Below are 14,530 nucleotides of genomic sequence, written 5' to 3'. Positions count from 1 at the left end.
CCATGCTGCTCGTCATCAACTCCAACAACACCAACACCGTGTTCGGTGCGTTCGATTACGCGACGGGCGAGAAGCGCGCCTCGTGGCGCATCTCGACCGATCCGAAACGCACCGCCGACGAATATGCGGTGTGGCTCACGCATCTGATGGCGCTGCAATCGATGACGCTCGCGCAGATCGAGGGCGTGGTCGTGTCGAACGTCGTGCCGCAGGCGATGTTCAATCTGCGCGACTTCTGCCGCCGCTACGCGAAGGCGGAACCCGTCATCGTCGGCGAGAAGGGCCTGAAATACGGCCTGGAGATCCGCATCGACCGGCCGGAGGAGGCGGGGGCCGACCGCATCGCCAACGCGGTGGGGGCGCGCACGCGCTACAAAGTGCCGGGCGTCGTCGTCGATCTCGGCACCGCCACGACATTCGACGTGCTGGATGCGGCCGGCAATTACTGCGGCGGCACGATCAGCCCCGGCATCAATCTCGCTTTCGAAGCCCTCTATATGGGGGCGGCGAAATTGCCGCGCATCGAAATCCGACGCCCCGCGCGCACCATCGGCACGTCGACCGTGACGGCGATGCAGTCGGGCATTTTCTGGGGCTATGTCGGCCTGATCGAGGGCATTGGTACACGCATCGCCGAGGAACTGGGCGGCACGCCGACCTTCATCGGCACGGGCGGCCTTATCTCCATTATCGCCGAGCACACCAAGCTTCTCGCCCATGTCGATCCCGATCTGACCTTGAAAGGTCTGGTCGATATCCACAGATTGAACCGATGAGCGTGGACAAGGGGCTTTATTTTCTGCCGCTCGGCGGCTCCGGCGAGATCGGGATGAATCTCAACCTCTACCGCTATGGCGGAAAGTGGTTGATGGTCGATCTCGGCGTCACCTTCGGCGACGACACGATGCCGGGCATCGACGTCATCACGCCCGATCCCAGCTTCATCGCCGAGAACCGCGACGATCTGCTCGGCCTCGTGCTGACCCACGCGCATGAGGACCATCTGGGTGCGGTCCCGTATCTGTGGCCGCTGTTGCGCTGCCCGATCTACGCCACGGGCTTCACCGCGTCGTTCCTGAAGCGCAAACTGGCGGAGACCGATTTCGCCAACCAAGTGCCGATCCATGTGATCGAGCAGGGCGCGCGTCTGCAGATCGGCGATTTCGACGTCGAACTCATCCACATCACCCATTCCTGCCTGGAGCCGAACGCGCTGGCGATACGCACGCCGGCGGGCACGGTGTTGCATACCGGCGATTGGAAGCTCGATGCCGAGCCGCTGATCGGCCCGGTGACCGATGCCGACGCCTATCGCCGCGTGGGCGACGAAGGCGTGTTGGCGCTGGTCGGCGATTCCACCAACGCGATCAAGGACGGCGAGTCAGGCTCCGAAGGTTCGGTCTACGACGAACTCGTGAAACAGATCGCCGCCGCCCCGCAGCGCGTGGCGATCGCGTGTTTCGCGTCCAACGTCGCGCGGGTCGAAAGTATCGCGCGCGCCGCGCGGGCGGCGGGGCGCGAAGTGGCGCTGGTCGGCCGCTCGCTGTGGCGCATCTATGAGAGTGCGCGCGAGAACGGCTATCTCGCCGATTTGCCGCCCTTCATGACCGAGACCGACGCGGGTTACGTGCCGCGCGACCGGATCGCGCTGATCTGCACGGGCTCGCAAGGCGAGCCGCGCGCGGCCTTGTCGCGCATCGCGGCCGACGATCATCCGCATATCGTGCTGGAGGAGGACGACTGGGTCTTGTTCTCCTCGCGCACCATTCCCGGCAACGACCGTGCCGTGGGCCGGATGCAGAACCAATTGATGCGCCTGGGCGTGAAGGTCATCACCGATCGCGATGCGCCGATCCATGTCTCGGGCCATCCGTGCCGCGATGAATTGGCGGCGATGTATCAATGGATCCGTCCGCGCATCGCGATCCCCGTGCATGGCGAACATCTGCATATGACGGCGCATGCCGGCTTGGCGCGCGATTGCCAGGTGCCGTTCCAGATCGTGCCGGAGAACGGCCAGATCATCCGCCTGGATTTGCCCGGCGGGCCGGAGGTCGTCGATCATGTGCAATCGGGGCGCTGGGCGGTCGATGGCGGGCGCTTGCTGCCGGTCGATGGCGCCGTGGTGCGCGGCCGGGCGAAGCTGCTGTGGAACGGCGCCGTGGTCGCGACCGTCGTGGTCGATCGCAAGGGCCGTTTGATGGCCGATCCGCAAGTCTCCGCCCCCGGCCTGATCGATTCCGACGATCCGGGCGACGAATTGGCCGACGACCTGATCGAGGCGGTGCGCGGCGCCGTCGCCCGCGTGCCCGACAAAGCGCCGGAGGACGAGATCGCCGAAGCCGCGCGCCGCGCGGTGCGCAAGCTCGTCAATCAGCGTCTGGGAAAGAAGCCGGTCGCCCAGATCCACGTCGTGCGGGTTTAAGAAAACGCGTCATCCCGGGCGAGCGTTCGCGAGACCCGGGATCTCCAGGCCCCGGCTCGGCGCCGACGCTTTCGCGTCGGCTTGGCCGGGGTGACGGAGAGTGCTATTTCCTTCCCCATGATCGGCCGTTTGAACCATGTCGCGATCGTCGTGCCGGATTTGGCCGCGGCATCGCGCACCTATCGCGAGACCTTGGGCGCCAAGGTCTCGGCCCCCGTCGATCTGCCCGCCCACGGCGTGACGACGGTGTTCGTCGAACTCGACAACACCAAGATCGAATTGCTGCATCCGCTGGGCGAGAAATCGCCGATCGCGAAATTCCTCGCCGACCATCCCTCGGGCGGGATGCACCATGTCTGCTACGAGGTCGACGATATTCTGGCGGCGCGCGACCGCTTGAAGGCGCAGGGTGCGCGCGTGCTGGGCGACGGCGAGCCGAAGATCGGCGCGCACGACAAGCCCGTGCTGTTCCTGCACCCGAAGGATTTCGCTGGCACGCTGGTGGAGCTGGAACAAGCATGACGCCGTTCACCGCCATCGCGATGTATGTGGTGATTTGGTGGATCGTGCTGTTCGCCGTGCTCCCTTTCGGCGTGAAGCCGACCGAGGCGCCGGGCGGGAAGGGCCAGATGACCGGCGCCCCCGAAAAGCCGATGATGGGCAAGAAGGTGATCTGGACCAGCATCGTCGCGGCAGTCGTCTGGCTTATCATCTTCGCGATCGTGCATTCGGATCTTCTGCCGGTGCGCGACGCGCTTCAACTGCCGCCGAGATGATCCGATGAGCGGTTACTGCGATTTCGCCCCCGGCCACGCGCTGCACGGGCCCTATCACGACGGCGAGTACGGCTTTCCGCTGACCGGCGACGACGCGCTGTTCGAGCGTTTGCTGCTGGAGATCAACCAGGCCGGTTTGTCCTGGGAATTGATGCTGAAGAAGCGCGAAGGCTTCCGCGAAGCCTATGCCGGGTTCTCGGTCGCCAAGGTCGCGCGCTTCGGCGCCAAGGACACGGCGCGCTTGCTGGCGGATGCCGGCATCGTGCGCAATCGCCTGAAGGTCGCCGCGGCGATCCACAACGCGAACGTGATCCTCGGCATCGCCAAGTCGCACGGGTCCTTCGCCGATTGGATCGAAGCGTATCATCCGCTGACCAAGAAGGAATGGTGCAAGGTCTTCGCGAAGACCTTCAAATTCACCGGCGGCGAAATCGTCGGCGAATTTTTGATGAGCATCGGCTATCTGCCCGGTGCGCACCGCGACACGTGCCCCGCCTACAAACGTATTGCCAAGCGGAACCCGCCTTGGATGAAGGCGGCGAAGAAAGGTTTCGTTTACTGAGCCCCAGAAAACCGAAACCCGGCGGCCGCTTTTTAAGCGAACCCGCCGGGTTGGTATTGGCGTGAACTCCCCAAACTTGGGCCGTGCGTCCCCGTGCGGGGCGTGTTCTTATTTAAGGCGAGTATAGAGAGCCAAACGCGCCTGTCGAGCAATTTGTGAGAAGTTGCTTGTGTACATACGAAATGAAGTTTCAAGAATTTGTTGCGCTGCACAAAAGCCGGGCAGGCCTGTCGTAATTCTGCCGGATTATCATGAGATTGAAGGGCGCTAGGCGCAGGAGGCCTAAATGACCGCCAATTTCAGGTGGATCGCCGTCATCGGGCTCGCAATATCCGTCGCGGTGCCGGGGTTCGCTCGGGCGCAAAATCCGCCCGCGACTCCGACCAAGATCGAGGTGACGGGGGTGGATTGCCGCCGGTTGTTCGTGACCCACCAGCCTTCGGCCGATGTCGCCTATAAGCCGGGGGTGGACGTCCATGGCAAGCCGGTCGCCCCGGCCGATTTGAACCCCGCGCCACAGATCAAAGTCCCGGAAACCGTGGCCTTCGACGTGGCGGTCGATCTGCGCCGTTTCGGCGTGCCGCAAACCTCGCCCTTGTTCCAGCCCTCGGTGAAGCTGGGCGAGGTGCGGGTCGACGTGTTGACCGGCAAGACCCTCTATAACGGCGAGGCGATCGGCAATCCGGAGATTGAAGCTTTGCGCGAAGCCTGCAAAGCCCAAGGCTTGGCGCCACGCTAAGATTCGCTTACGGTCGCGCCACTTTCCCGAACCGCCCTCCAGCCCCGAACGGTCCCATGCGCCTGTCGCGTTACTTTCTGCCCACGATCAAGGAAAACCCCTCCGAGGCGCAGATCGTCTCGCATCGCTTGATGCTGCGTGCGGGCATGGTCCGCCAATCGGCGGCGGGCATCTATTCCTGGCTGCCGCTGGGCTTCAAGGCGCTGAAGAAGATCGAGCAGATCGTGCGCGAGGAGCAGAACCGCTCGGGCGCCATCGAGCTGTTGATGCCGACGATCCAATCGGCCGATCTTTGGCGCGAGAGCGGCCGCTACGACGATTACGGCAAGGAGATGCTGCGCATCGTCGACCGGCACGAGCGCGAAATGCTGTTCGGGCCGACGAACGAAGAGCTCATCACCGATATCTTCCGCACCTATATGAAGAGCTACAAGGACCTACCGCTGAACCTCTATCATATCCAGTGGAAGTTCCGCGACGAGGTGCGCCCGCGCTTCGGCGTGATGCGCGGCCGCGAATTCCTGATGAAGGACGCGTATTCCTTCGACATCGATGGGAAGGGCGCCCGCGCCGCCTACAACAAGATGTTCGTCGCCTATCTTCGCACCTTCGCGCGCATGGGCCTCAAAGCCATTCCGATGCGCGCCGATACGGGCCCGATCGGCGGCGATCTCAGCCATGAGTTCATCATCCTGGCCGATACGGGCGAGTCGGAAGTCTATTGCGACGCGTCGTGGATGGAAGCCGACGTGCTGAAGAAGGACGTCGATTTCTCGGCTGATCTGCAGCCGCTGGTCGACGAGTGGCTGTCGAAATACGCCGCGACCAGCGAGATGCACGATCCCGCGAAATGCCCGGTCCCGCCCGACCAATTGCGCAAGGCGCGCGGCATCGAAGTCGGCCACATCTTCTATTTCGGCACCAAATATTCGAAGCCGATGAACGCCCAGGTCGCGGGGCCCGACGGGGCACCGGTACTGGTCGAGATGGGCTCCTACGGCATCGGCGTGTCGCGCCTCGTGGGCGCGTTGATCGAAGCGAGCCACGACGAAGCGGGCATCGTATGGCCCGACGCCGTGGCGCCGTTCGACGTGGCGTTGGTCAATCTTCGCGTGGGCGACGCCAAATGCGACGCGGCGTGCGAAGACCTTTACGCCAAGCTCCAGAAGGCGGGCAAAGACGTGCTCTACGCCGATACGTCCGACAGTGCCGGCGCCAAATTCGCGACGATGGATCTGATCGGCTTGCCCTGGCAGCTGGTCGTGGGCCCGCGCGGCCTCGCCAACGGCAAGGTCGAATTGAAGCGCCGCCGCACGGGCGAGCGTATCGAATTGTCGGTCGAGGAGGCGTTGAACCGCCTGCTCGCGCCGGCGGCCTGAGCCCGCGCATGGCCTTCGGCGTGTTCGAGCGGATGGTGGCGATGCGCTATCTGCGCGCGCGCCGCCAGGAAGGTTTCATCTCCGTCATCGCGTGGTTCTCGCTGACCGGGATCGCGCTGGGTGTCGCCACGCTCATCATCGTCATGGGCGTGATGAATGGCTTCCGCGCCGAATTGCTCGGCCGCATCCTCGGCCTCAACGGCCATATGACCGTCTATGGCGCCGCCGAACCGCTGCGCGATTGGGATGCGGTCGCCCAGCGCATGCGTTCACTTCCCGATGTGGTCGACGCGACGGCGCTGGTCGAAGGCCAGGCGATGGCGACGGCGAACGGGGCGGCGAGCGGCGCGCTCGTGCGCGCAATGAAGCCCGAAGATATGGCGCGGCGCACGCTGATCGTCTCCAACGTCAAATCGGGCGACATCGCCGATTTCACGGGCGACGACGCGGCGATGATCGGTATTCGCATGGCCGGTCGCATGGGCTTGAAGGTCGGCGACCGGATCACGCTGATTTCGCCGCAAGGCAACGTCACCGCTTTCGGCACGATGCCGCGCTTGCGCGCCTTCAAAATCGCCGCGATCTACGAAGTCGGCATGTTCGAATACGACAACGCTTTCGTGTTCCTGCCGATGGAGGCGGGGCAGAATTTCTTCCGCACCGGCGAGGACGTGTCGGGCATCGAAGTTTTCGTGCGCGATCCGCAACGCGTGTGGCGCGCGCGCCAGGACGTGATCGCGGCGGCCCAGCAGCCGGTGCGCGTGCTCGATTGGCAGCAAGCCAATTCCAGCTTCTTCAACGCGGTGCAGGTCGAGCGGAACGTGATGTTCCTGATCCTGACGCTGATCATCCTGGTCGCCGCGTTCAACATCATCTCGTCCCTCATCATGCTGGTGAAGGACAAGTCGCGCGACATCGCGATCCTGCGCACGATGGGCGCTTCGCGCGGATCGGTTTTGTGCATCTTCTTCATGGCGGGCGCGTCGATCGGCGTGCTCGGCACCTTCGCGGGCCTGGGCTTGGGCATGTTGTTCAATCTCAACATCGAGCATATCCGCCAGTTCCTGCAATGGGTGACGGGCACGCAATTGTTCTCGGCCGAGGTCTATTTCCTCGCGACGATGCCGTCGAAGACCGACCCGAACGAAGTCATCCAGGTCGTGCTGATGGCGCTGGGCCTGTCGTTCCTGGCGACGATCTATCCCGCGTGGCGCGCAGCGCGTCTCGATCCGGTCGAGGCCCTGCGCTATGAGTGACGCGGCGCTCGAACTCAAAGCCCTGCATCGCCGTTTTTCGCAAGCGGGCGGCACGCTGCATGTCTTGCGCGGCGCCGAGCTTCGCTTGATGCCCGGCGAATGCGTGGCGCTGATCGGCCCGTCGGGGGCGGGCAAATCGACGCTGCTGCATTGCGCGGGGCTGTTGGAGAAGCCCGACGAAGGTGCGGTCCTGCTCGGCGGGCGCGATTGCGCGATGATGGACGAAGCGGAACGCACCAAGGCACGGCTTTCCGATATCGGCTTCGTCTATCAGTTCCATCATCTGCTGCCGGAATTCACCGCGCTTGAAAACGTGATGATGCCGCAACTCGTCGCCGGCAAAACGAAAGTGCAGGCGGCATCGCGCGCCAAGGAACTGCTCGCGCGCGTGGGCTTGTCGGCGCGCGAGGATCATCGCCCCGCGCGTCTGTCGGGCGGCGAGCAGCAGCGCGTGGCGATCGTGCGCGCCGTCGCCAACGGGCCGCGCGTGTTGTTGGCCGACGAACCCACGGGGAATCTCGATCCGCGGACCGCCGAAGGCGTGTTTTCGGAATTGTTGAATCTCGTGCGCACGACCGGGCTGGCGGCGTTGGTCGCGACGCATAATCCCGAACTCGCCGATCGGATGGATCGAAAGCTCACCTTACGCGACGGATTGCTCGCCGCCACTTGACGTAAGCGGAGCGGGGCGAAACACTAACGACATCTTCGCGACTCGGGAGTCGGTTTTGCGCCTAACCGCAATTCGCAATTTGGGAATCGTTGCCGTCACCGCCCTCGTTTTGGGGGCGTGCGGCTTGACGGGCCAATCTGCGTCGACCGGTTCGGCGGCGGGTCCGAACGACAAGAACGCGTCGCCCGGTCCCGGTTTCGTGCGCTTCACCGACGTGCCGATGCCGGCCAACGCGTCGGTCGATCTCAACAATCTGTTCGTCATGGGCAATGACGGCGCATGGTTCGGCCGAATCGTGCTGTCGCCGGGCAGTTCGGTCGCGGACATGTACGAATTCTACCGCCGCGAGATGCCGCGCTTCGGCTGGTCCGAGGTGTCGAATATCCGCTCGGCGAATTCGGTGCTCGTGTTCCAGCAGGGCGACCGCGTGGCGACGATCCAGATCAACCCGTCGGGCACGATCACGGCCGCCAGCAAGGTCGAATTCTCGATGACGCCGCGCACGGGTCAATTGCGGGTCATGTCCAACGGTCCGCAGCCGACGCAGCCGGCCCCGCTGCCGGCCAATCCGCGCCCGCAGGTCGATAGCGCGCCGCTGCGGTGATTTTCTGTTCCGGCGCGGATCTGCGCTACGAAGCCTCCCGACATCGTTTCGTTCCCGGCGAAGGTTTCGCGTTGGGCGAGGATTATCGTCTCGCGCATTTGCCGCTGGTCGATCCCGCCCATCCCAAGATTATCGCGTCAGTGCCGGGCAAGGATTACCAGCGCGGCTATTACGCCACGCCGCGCCATGCGCTCGCCGTGCATGTCGCGACGGAGACGTTGCTGGCGAGCGCCATCTATCGCGAACTCGACGCCGATCTGCGCGGCCGCGCGGTCGCGAAAAAAATCGCGTGGACGACGCAGGACAAGCGCCGCGACGTACTGCACGCGACCATCGCCGGGCCGGTCGATGGGCAAGGGGCGGACGGCTATCTGCGTGCGGGCAATGCGTGGCGCGCGCGCACCGGCAACGCGGCGATCAGGCTCGGCGGGCCGTTCGTCGGCAACCGCAATCACGGGCGCATCTATCTGCCCGTGTACCCCGAGAAGCGCGACGGTGCCGATATGTATGCCGATCTGCAACGCGCGATCGGCGCACGCGCATCGGGCTTCTATGCGATCGGCTTGTGGCATCTTGCCGACGATCTCGACGCGGCCGAAGCGGCGTCGCTCGCCGCATGGCTCGATCGCTGGGGCGGAGAAACCGTCGCGATCCTCGACGATCCGCGCATCGGCGTTCTGACTACGTGCGACGACCAGGCGTTGCGCGATCCGGCGTGGCGTTGGTTAGCGGCGGGTTAACCCCGCGAATACCCCGAAAATTGTCGGAATAAATTTCGCACGCGATGCGACTTATCGGCGTGCGGATTAACCCGCGCTTAAAGACTCCGGCGCATTGATCGGCGCAAGAATTTCCGACCGCGCAGGAGTCCCCAATGCTCGCCAATCTCAAAATCGCCTACCGCCTGTTGATCGGTTTCGGTCTGCTGGTTCTGATGATCGCCGGCCTCAGCTACTACAACGTCGACGCATCCAGGGATACGATCGCGGCATTCGAACGCGTCGTGCGGATCAAGAACAACGAAACGCTGATCCAGCAATCGCTGCGCAGCATGCACGAAGGCCGCGCGCATATTTGGATCGGCGTGGCGACGAACGATCTGGCGCGCTGGGACAATGCGCAGGTATCGCTGAAGGCCGTCGCGGCGGGCTTCGAAAGCCTGGAGAAATCGACGGTCAATCCCGAGCGTCTGCGGCAAATTCGCGAACTTCGCGCCGCGGTCGATGCCTATATCGCGCGCGCGATGGCGCTGCGCGATCTGCGCGCGCGCAACGTGTCGGTCGAGGCGCCCGAATGGCGCGCGGCGATCGACGCGACGAACGCGGAGGCGGCGAAGATCTTCGGCATCGCCGATCCGATGCAGAAGAATTTCTTCGACGTGGCGGAACAAGCGACCGCTGAAGCGGCGGCCGATCTGCGCGAAGGCATCATGGTGTCGCTGATCGCGGGCATCGCCGCCGTGATGATCGGCATCGGTCTGGCGTTGATCGCCGCGCGCAGCATCGCCGGCCCGATCAAGTCGATGACCGACGCGATGCTGAAACTCGCGGGCGGCGACAAGGCCGTCGCGATCCCGGGCGTGGGCCGCAAGGACGAGGTCGGCGAGATGGCCGGCGCCGTCCAGGTCTTCAAGGACAATATGATCAAGGCCGACGAGTTGGCCGAAGCCCAGCGCCAGGAGCAGATCAAGAAGGAAGAGCGTCAGCGCGTCGTCGACGGCTACATCAAGGATTTCGACAAGACCGTGACCGGCGTGTTGCAGGTTGTGGCGTCGGCCGCCGAGGAATTGCAGACGACGGCGCGTTCGATGTCGGCGACGGCGGCGGACACCAGCCGTCAATCGACGGCGGTGGCCGCGGCCTCCGAACAGGCATCGACCAACGTGCAGACTGTCGCGGCGGCGACGGAGGAAGTGTCATCCTCGATCGCGGAGATCACGCGTCAGGTGTCGGAGTCGACGCGCATCACCAGCCAAGCGGTGACCGAAACCGAACGCACGGACACGCAACTGCAAGGCCTCGCCGACGCCGCGCAAAGCATCGGCACGGTCGTGCAACTCATCAACGAGATCGCGTCGCAGACCAACCTCCTCGCCCTCAACGCCACGATCGAAGCCGCGCGCGCGGGCGAAGCGGGCAAGGGCTTCGCGGTCGTCGCGTCGGAAGTGAAGTCGCTCGCCAACCAGACCGCCAAGGCGACCGAGGAAATCAGCGCCAAGGTCAACGAGATGCAGAACGCGACCGGCCGTTCGGTCGATGCGGTCAAGGGCATCGGCAAGACGATCTCGCAGGTCAACGAGATCGCGGTCGCGATCGCGTCGGCGGTCGAGGAGCAGGGCGCCGCGACGCAGGAGATCGCGCGCAACGTCCAGCAGGCGGCGGCGGGCACGACGGAGGTGTCGAGCAACATCACTGGCGTCACCCAAGCCGCGACCCAAACCGGGGCCGCGTCCGAGCAGGTACTGAGCGCTTCGGCCGAACTCGCCAAGAACGCCGAGCATTTGCGCGGCCAGGTCGACGGGTTCCTCGCCAAAATCCGCGCGGCCTGACGCAGTAATCCACAAGCGGCCGGAAGGCTGGAACGACTCGGGGCATGGATGCCAAATTAGCGTCCATGCCCCACGCCGATTTCGTCCATCTGCGCGCCCATTCGGCCTATTCGCTGTCCGAAGGCGCCATCAAGGTGAAGAAGCTGGTCGATCTCGCCAAGGGATCGGACATGCCGGCTTTGGGCATCGCCGATACCGGCAATCTTTTCGGCGGGCTCGAATTCTCCTACGCCGCGATCGACGCGGGCGTGCAGCCGATCATCGGCTGCGATCTGGGCGTGCGCCGCGAAGGCGAGGGCGGCGGCATGGCCGCGCGCGTGGGCAAAGCGCCGGAGCCCGATCGCCTGTTGCTGATCGCGCAGAACGAAGCGGGCGGTTCCAATCTCGGCAAATTGTCGAGCCGCGCCTATCTCGACACGCCGCCGGGCGAAACGCCGCAAGTCACGCTGGCGCAGATCGCCGAGAAATCCGAAGGCCTGTTGTGCCTGACCGGCGGCGCGCGAGGTCCGGTCGGCCGCTTGCTGCTGGAAGGCCAGCGCGCGGCGGCGGAAGCCATCCTCGACAAATTGCAGGAAGCGTTTCCCGGGCGCTTGTATATCGAGATCCAGCGCCACGGTTTGCCGGAAGAAGCGAAGATCGAAGAAGCGCTGATCGAGCTTGCCTATGCGCGCGACCTGCCGCTGGTCGCGACCAACGGCGTATATTTCGCGGGTACCGGCATGTACGAAGCGCACGACGCGCTGCTGTGCATCGCCGAGGGGCGCTTCGTCGCCGATCGCGAGCGCCGGCGCCTGACGCCCGAACATCGCTTCAAGACCGCCGCCGAAATGCGCGCGTTGTTCGCCGATCTGCCCGAGGCGATCGACAACACGCTGGTCGTCGCCAAGCGTTGCGCGTGGTGGTTCTCCGGCCGCAAGCCGATCCTGCCGCGCTCGTCGCGCGCCAAGGAGATTTCGGAGGCCGACGCGCTGCGCGCCCTCGCGCGCGAAGGTTTGGAGAAGCGCCTGATCGAAAACGTGTGGACGTCCGATATGGACGCCGCAAAGCGCGCGGAAATCGCCGAACCCTATCTCAAGCGGCTCGAATTCGAGTCCGACATCATCGTGCAGATGGGATTTCCGGGTTACTTCCTGATCGTCGCCGACTTCATCCAATGGGCGAAGGCGAAAGGCATTCCCGTCGGCCCGGGCCGCGGCTCGGGGGCGGGCTCCGTCGTCGCGTGGGCGCTGACGATCACCGATCTCGATCCCTTGCGCTTCGGTCTGCTGTTCGAACGCTTTTTGAATCCCGAACGCGTGTCGATGCCCGACTTCGACGTCGATTTCTGTCAGGATCGGCGCGACGAAGTCATCCGCTACGTGCAAAGCCTTTACGGCGAAGACCGCGTCGCGCAGATCATCACCTTCGGTAAGCTGCAAGCGCGCGCGGTGCTGCGCGACACGGGCCGCGTGCTCGGCATGCCTTACGGCCAGGTCGATCGCATCTGTAAACTCGTGCCGAATAACCCGGCGGCACCCGTCACGCTGCAACAGGCGATCGACGGCGAGCCCGCCTTGCGCGAGATGATCGCGGCCGACGAAGCGGTCGCGCGGCTCGTGGAGATCGCGAAGAATCTCGAAGGCCTCTATCGCCACGCCTCGACCCACGCCGCCGGCGTGGTGATCGGCGACCGGCCCCTCGACGAATTGGTGCCGCTCTATCGCGATCCGCGATCCTCGATGCCGGTCACGCAATTCAACATGAAGGACGTCGAGAAAGCCGGTCTGGTCAAATTCGACTTCCTCGGCTTGAAGACGCTGACCGTGATCGTGCGTGCGGTCGAGTTGATCGCGCGCAAGAACGTGACGGTCGATATCGACCATCTGCCGCTCGACGACCGGAAGTCCTACGAGCTTCTCTCGAAAGGCGACACGGTCGGCATCTTCCAGCTTGAAAGTACGGGCATGCGCGACGCGGTGCGCCGCCTGCGTCCCGACCGGATCGAGGACATCATCGCGCTCGTCGCGCTCTACCGCCCGGGCCCGATGGAGAACATCCCGAAATACATCGCGGTCAAGCAGGGGGCGGAGAAACCGGACTATCTCCATCCCAAGCTGGAAACGATCCTGAAGGAGACCTATGGGGTCATCATCTATCAGGAACAGGTGATGCAGATCGCGCAGGTGCTGTCCGGCTATTCGCTGGGCGGTGCCGACCTTCTGCGCCGCGCGATGGGTAAGAAGATCAAGGCGGAGATGGACGCCCAGCGGAAGATCTTCGTCGATGGCGCGGTCGCCAACGGCGTGGACGAAACGCAAGCCTCGTCGATCTTCGACCTCGTCGATAAATTCGCGGGCTACGGCTTCAACAAAAGCCACGCGGCCGCGTATGCGATCGTCGCGTATCAAACGGCGTGGCTGAAGGCGAACCATCCGGTCGAGTTCTTCGCCGCGTCGATGACGCTCGATCTGTCGAACACCGACAAGCTCAATATGTTCCGGCAGGAGGTCGAGCGCCTCGGCTACAAAATCCTGCCGCCGGACGTGAACAAATCGGAAGCCGCGTTCACGGTCGAATATCCGGACGGCCCGGCGGGCAAGGGGGCGGTGCGCTACGCGCTCGCCGCCGTGCGCAATGTCGGCCTCGCCGCGATGGAAGCGTTGGTCGCCGAGCGCAACGCGAACGGGCCGTTCAAATCGCTGTTCGACATGGCGCGGCGCATGGACGCGCGCCAGCTCAATAAGCGCCAGCTCGAAAACCTCGTGAAGGCGGGCGCGTTCGACAGCCTCGATCCGAACCGCGCGCGCGTGTTCGCCGCGATCGAAATGCTGCTGCGCACCGCGCAAGCGACGGCGGAAGAACGCGAGACCAACCAGGTCAATCTGTTCGGCGGCGGGCCCGGCGGTCCGGCCGCCAACGATCCGCCCTTGCCCAAGGTCAAGGAATGGAGCCTGCACGAACGCTTGCAGGCGGAGTTCGAAAGCGTGGGCTTCTATCTCGCCGCCCATCCGCTCGACGCCTACGCGGTCGGGCTGAAGCGTTTGGGCGTCGTGCGCTCGGGCGAGATCGCGCGCAGCCTCGCCGCCGGCGGGTCGACGCGCGTGCGCTTGGCCGGCACGGTGCTGGGCCGCAAGGAACGCACCTCCGCCAAGGGCAATAAATTCGCCTTCGCCCAATTGTCCGACGCGGGCGGCACCTACGAGATCATGATCTTCTCCGAAGTGCTGGCGAAATCGCGCGAGCTTTTGGACAGCGGCAAACCGCTGCTCGTCTATGCCGATGCGCGGGTGGAGGAGGAGAACGTGCGCCTGCTGGCCAGCGACATCAAAGCGCTGGACCAGGAGGTCGCGAATTCGGCGGCGGGCTTGCGCATCGGCATCGGCGATGCGGGCGCGGTCGAGGAATTGCGCAAGGTCGTCGCCAACGCCAAGAAGGGCAAAGGCGCAATTCGCGTCCAAGTGCGCAGTGCGGAAGGCGCGGAGGTCGAGATCCGCTTGAAGGAAACCTTCGCGATTACGCCGGAGATCCGCCAAGCGCTGGGCCAAGTCCCAGGCATCCTGGAAGTCGCCGAGATTTGACGCGCGCCCGA

The 14,530-nt window shown here is 64.5% G+C and carries 13 protein-coding genes; all 13 read left to right on the top strand.

What is annotated here, in order from left to right; translation table 11 throughout:
• Nucleotides 1-2: 2 nt before the first annotated feature.
• The 13 genes from J0H39_13025 to dnaE all read left to right on the top strand — a co-directional run bounded on the left by J0H39_13025 (nucleotide 3) and on the right by dnaE (nucleotide 14,519).
• Nucleotides 3-776: a type III pantothenate kinase gene (locus tag J0H39_13025; GenBank protein MBN9497673.1), complete on the top strand. Its 774-nt coding sequence runs from the start codon at nucleotides 3-5 to the stop codon at nucleotides 774-776.
• Nucleotides 773-2,425: a ribonuclease J gene (locus J0H39_13020; protein ID MBN9497672.1), complete on the top strand. Its 1,653-nt coding sequence runs from the start codon at nucleotides 773-775 to the stop codon at nucleotides 2,423-2,425. Before J0H39_13025 ends, J0H39_13020 begins: the two co-directional genes overlap by 4 nt.
• 117 nt (nucleotides 2,426-2,542) lie before the next feature.
• Complete coding sequence (gene mce, locus J0H39_13015) at nucleotides 2,543-2,947, top strand: methylmalonyl-CoA epimerase (GenBank protein MBN9497671.1); 405 nt, start codon at nucleotides 2,543-2,545, stop codon at nucleotides 2,945-2,947.
• Entirely contained in the window at nucleotides 2,944-3,201 is a 258-nt protein-coding gene (locus J0H39_13010) for a DUF1467 family protein (GenBank protein ID MBN9497670.1), read from the top strand. The genes mce and J0H39_13010 overlap by 4 nt, the downstream gene beginning before the upstream one ends.
• 4 nt (nucleotides 3,202-3,205) lie before the next feature.
• Entirely contained in the window at nucleotides 3,206-3,763 is a 558-nt protein-coding gene (locus tag J0H39_13005; GenBank protein ID MBN9497669.1) for a DNA-3-methyladenine glycosylase I, read from the top strand.
• Between the two features lie 286 nt (nucleotides 3,764-4,049).
• Entirely contained in the window at nucleotides 4,050-4,502 is a 453-nt protein-coding gene (locus J0H39_13000) for a hypothetical protein (protein MBN9497668.1), read from the top strand.
• A gap of 56 nt (nucleotides 4,503-4,558) precedes the next feature.
• Nucleotides 4,559-5,881, top strand: coding sequence for a proline--tRNA ligase (locus J0H39_12995; GenBank protein MBN9497667.1), 1,323 nt, complete (start codon nucleotides 4,559-4,561; stop codon nucleotides 5,879-5,881).
• An 8-nt stretch (nucleotides 5,882-5,889) separates the two neighbouring features.
• Nucleotides 5,890-7,137 (top strand): lipoprotein-releasing ABC transporter permease subunit, encoded by a 1,248-nt coding sequence (locus tag J0H39_12990; protein ID MBN9497666.1) that lies wholly within the window; start codon nucleotides 5,890-5,892, stop codon nucleotides 7,135-7,137.
• Nucleotides 7,130-7,810: an ABC transporter ATP-binding protein gene (locus J0H39_12985; protein MBN9497665.1), complete on the top strand. Its 681-nt coding sequence runs from the start codon at nucleotides 7,130-7,132 to the stop codon at nucleotides 7,808-7,810. The genes J0H39_12990 and J0H39_12985 overlap by 8 nt, the downstream gene beginning before the upstream one ends.
• A gap of 124 nt (nucleotides 7,811-7,934) precedes the next feature.
• Nucleotides 7,935-8,414 carry a hypothetical protein gene (locus J0H39_12980; GenBank protein MBN9497664.1) on the top strand — a complete coding sequence of 160 codons (480 nt, stop codon included), beginning with the start codon at nucleotides 7,935-7,937 and terminating at the stop codon, nucleotides 8,412-8,414.
• Nucleotides 8,411-9,154, top strand: coding sequence for a hypothetical protein (locus tag J0H39_12975; GenBank protein MBN9497663.1), 744 nt, complete (start codon nucleotides 8,411-8,413; stop codon nucleotides 9,152-9,154). The genes J0H39_12980 and J0H39_12975 overlap by 4 nt, the downstream gene beginning before the upstream one ends.
• Nucleotides 9,155-9,288: 134 nt before the next feature.
• Nucleotides 9,289-10,962, top strand: a complete 1,674-nt coding sequence (locus J0H39_12970; protein MBN9497662.1) for a HAMP domain-containing protein — start codon at nucleotides 9,289-9,291, stop codon at nucleotides 10,960-10,962.
• 65 nt (nucleotides 10,963-11,027) lie between these two features.
• Nucleotides 11,028-14,519, top strand: a complete 3,492-nt coding sequence (gene dnaE / locus J0H39_12965) for a DNA polymerase III subunit alpha (protein ID MBN9497661.1) — start codon at nucleotides 11,028-11,030, stop codon at nucleotides 14,517-14,519.
• The last annotated feature ends 11 nt before the right edge of the window (nucleotides 14,520-14,530 follow it).

The organism is Alphaproteobacteria bacterium (assembly GCA_017308135.1).
GTDB lineage: Bacteria > Pseudomonadota > Alphaproteobacteria > CACIAM-22H2 > CACIAM-22H2 > Tagaea.
This window is presented reverse-complemented; position numbering and strand designations above follow the sequence as displayed.

Coding starts and splice junctions, on each gene's coding strand:
- J0H39_13025 (MBN9497673.1), top strand. CDS start 3: ATGCTGCTCGTCATCAACTCCAACAACACCAACACCGTGTTCGGTGCG.
- J0H39_13020 (MBN9497672.1), top strand. CDS start 773: ATGAGCGTGGACAAGGGGCTTTATTTTCTGCCGCTCGGCGGCTCCGGC.
- mce (MBN9497671.1), top strand. CDS start 2,543: ATGATCGGCCGTTTGAACCATGTCGCGATCGTCGTGCCGGATTTGGCC.
- J0H39_13010 (MBN9497670.1), top strand. CDS start 2,944: ATGACGCCGTTCACCGCCATCGCGATGTATGTGGTGATTTGGTGGATC.
- J0H39_13005 (MBN9497669.1), top strand. CDS start 3,206: ATGAGCGGTTACTGCGATTTCGCCCCCGGCCACGCGCTGCACGGGCCC.
- J0H39_13000 (MBN9497668.1), top strand. CDS start 4,050: ATGACCGCCAATTTCAGGTGGATCGCCGTCATCGGGCTCGCAATATCC.
- J0H39_12995 (MBN9497667.1), top strand. CDS start 4,559: ATGCGCCTGTCGCGTTACTTTCTGCCCACGATCAAGGAAAACCCCTCC.
- J0H39_12990 (MBN9497666.1), top strand. CDS start 5,890: ATGGCCTTCGGCGTGTTCGAGCGGATGGTGGCGATGCGCTATCTGCGC.
- J0H39_12985 (MBN9497665.1), top strand. CDS start 7,130: ATGAGTGACGCGGCGCTCGAACTCAAAGCCCTGCATCGCCGTTTTTCG.
- J0H39_12970 (MBN9497662.1), top strand. CDS start 9,289: ATGCTCGCCAATCTCAAAATCGCCTACCGCCTGTTGATCGGTTTCGGT.
- dnaE (MBN9497661.1), top strand. CDS start 11,028: ATGCCCCACGCCGATTTCGTCCATCTGCGCGCCCATTCGGCCTATTCG.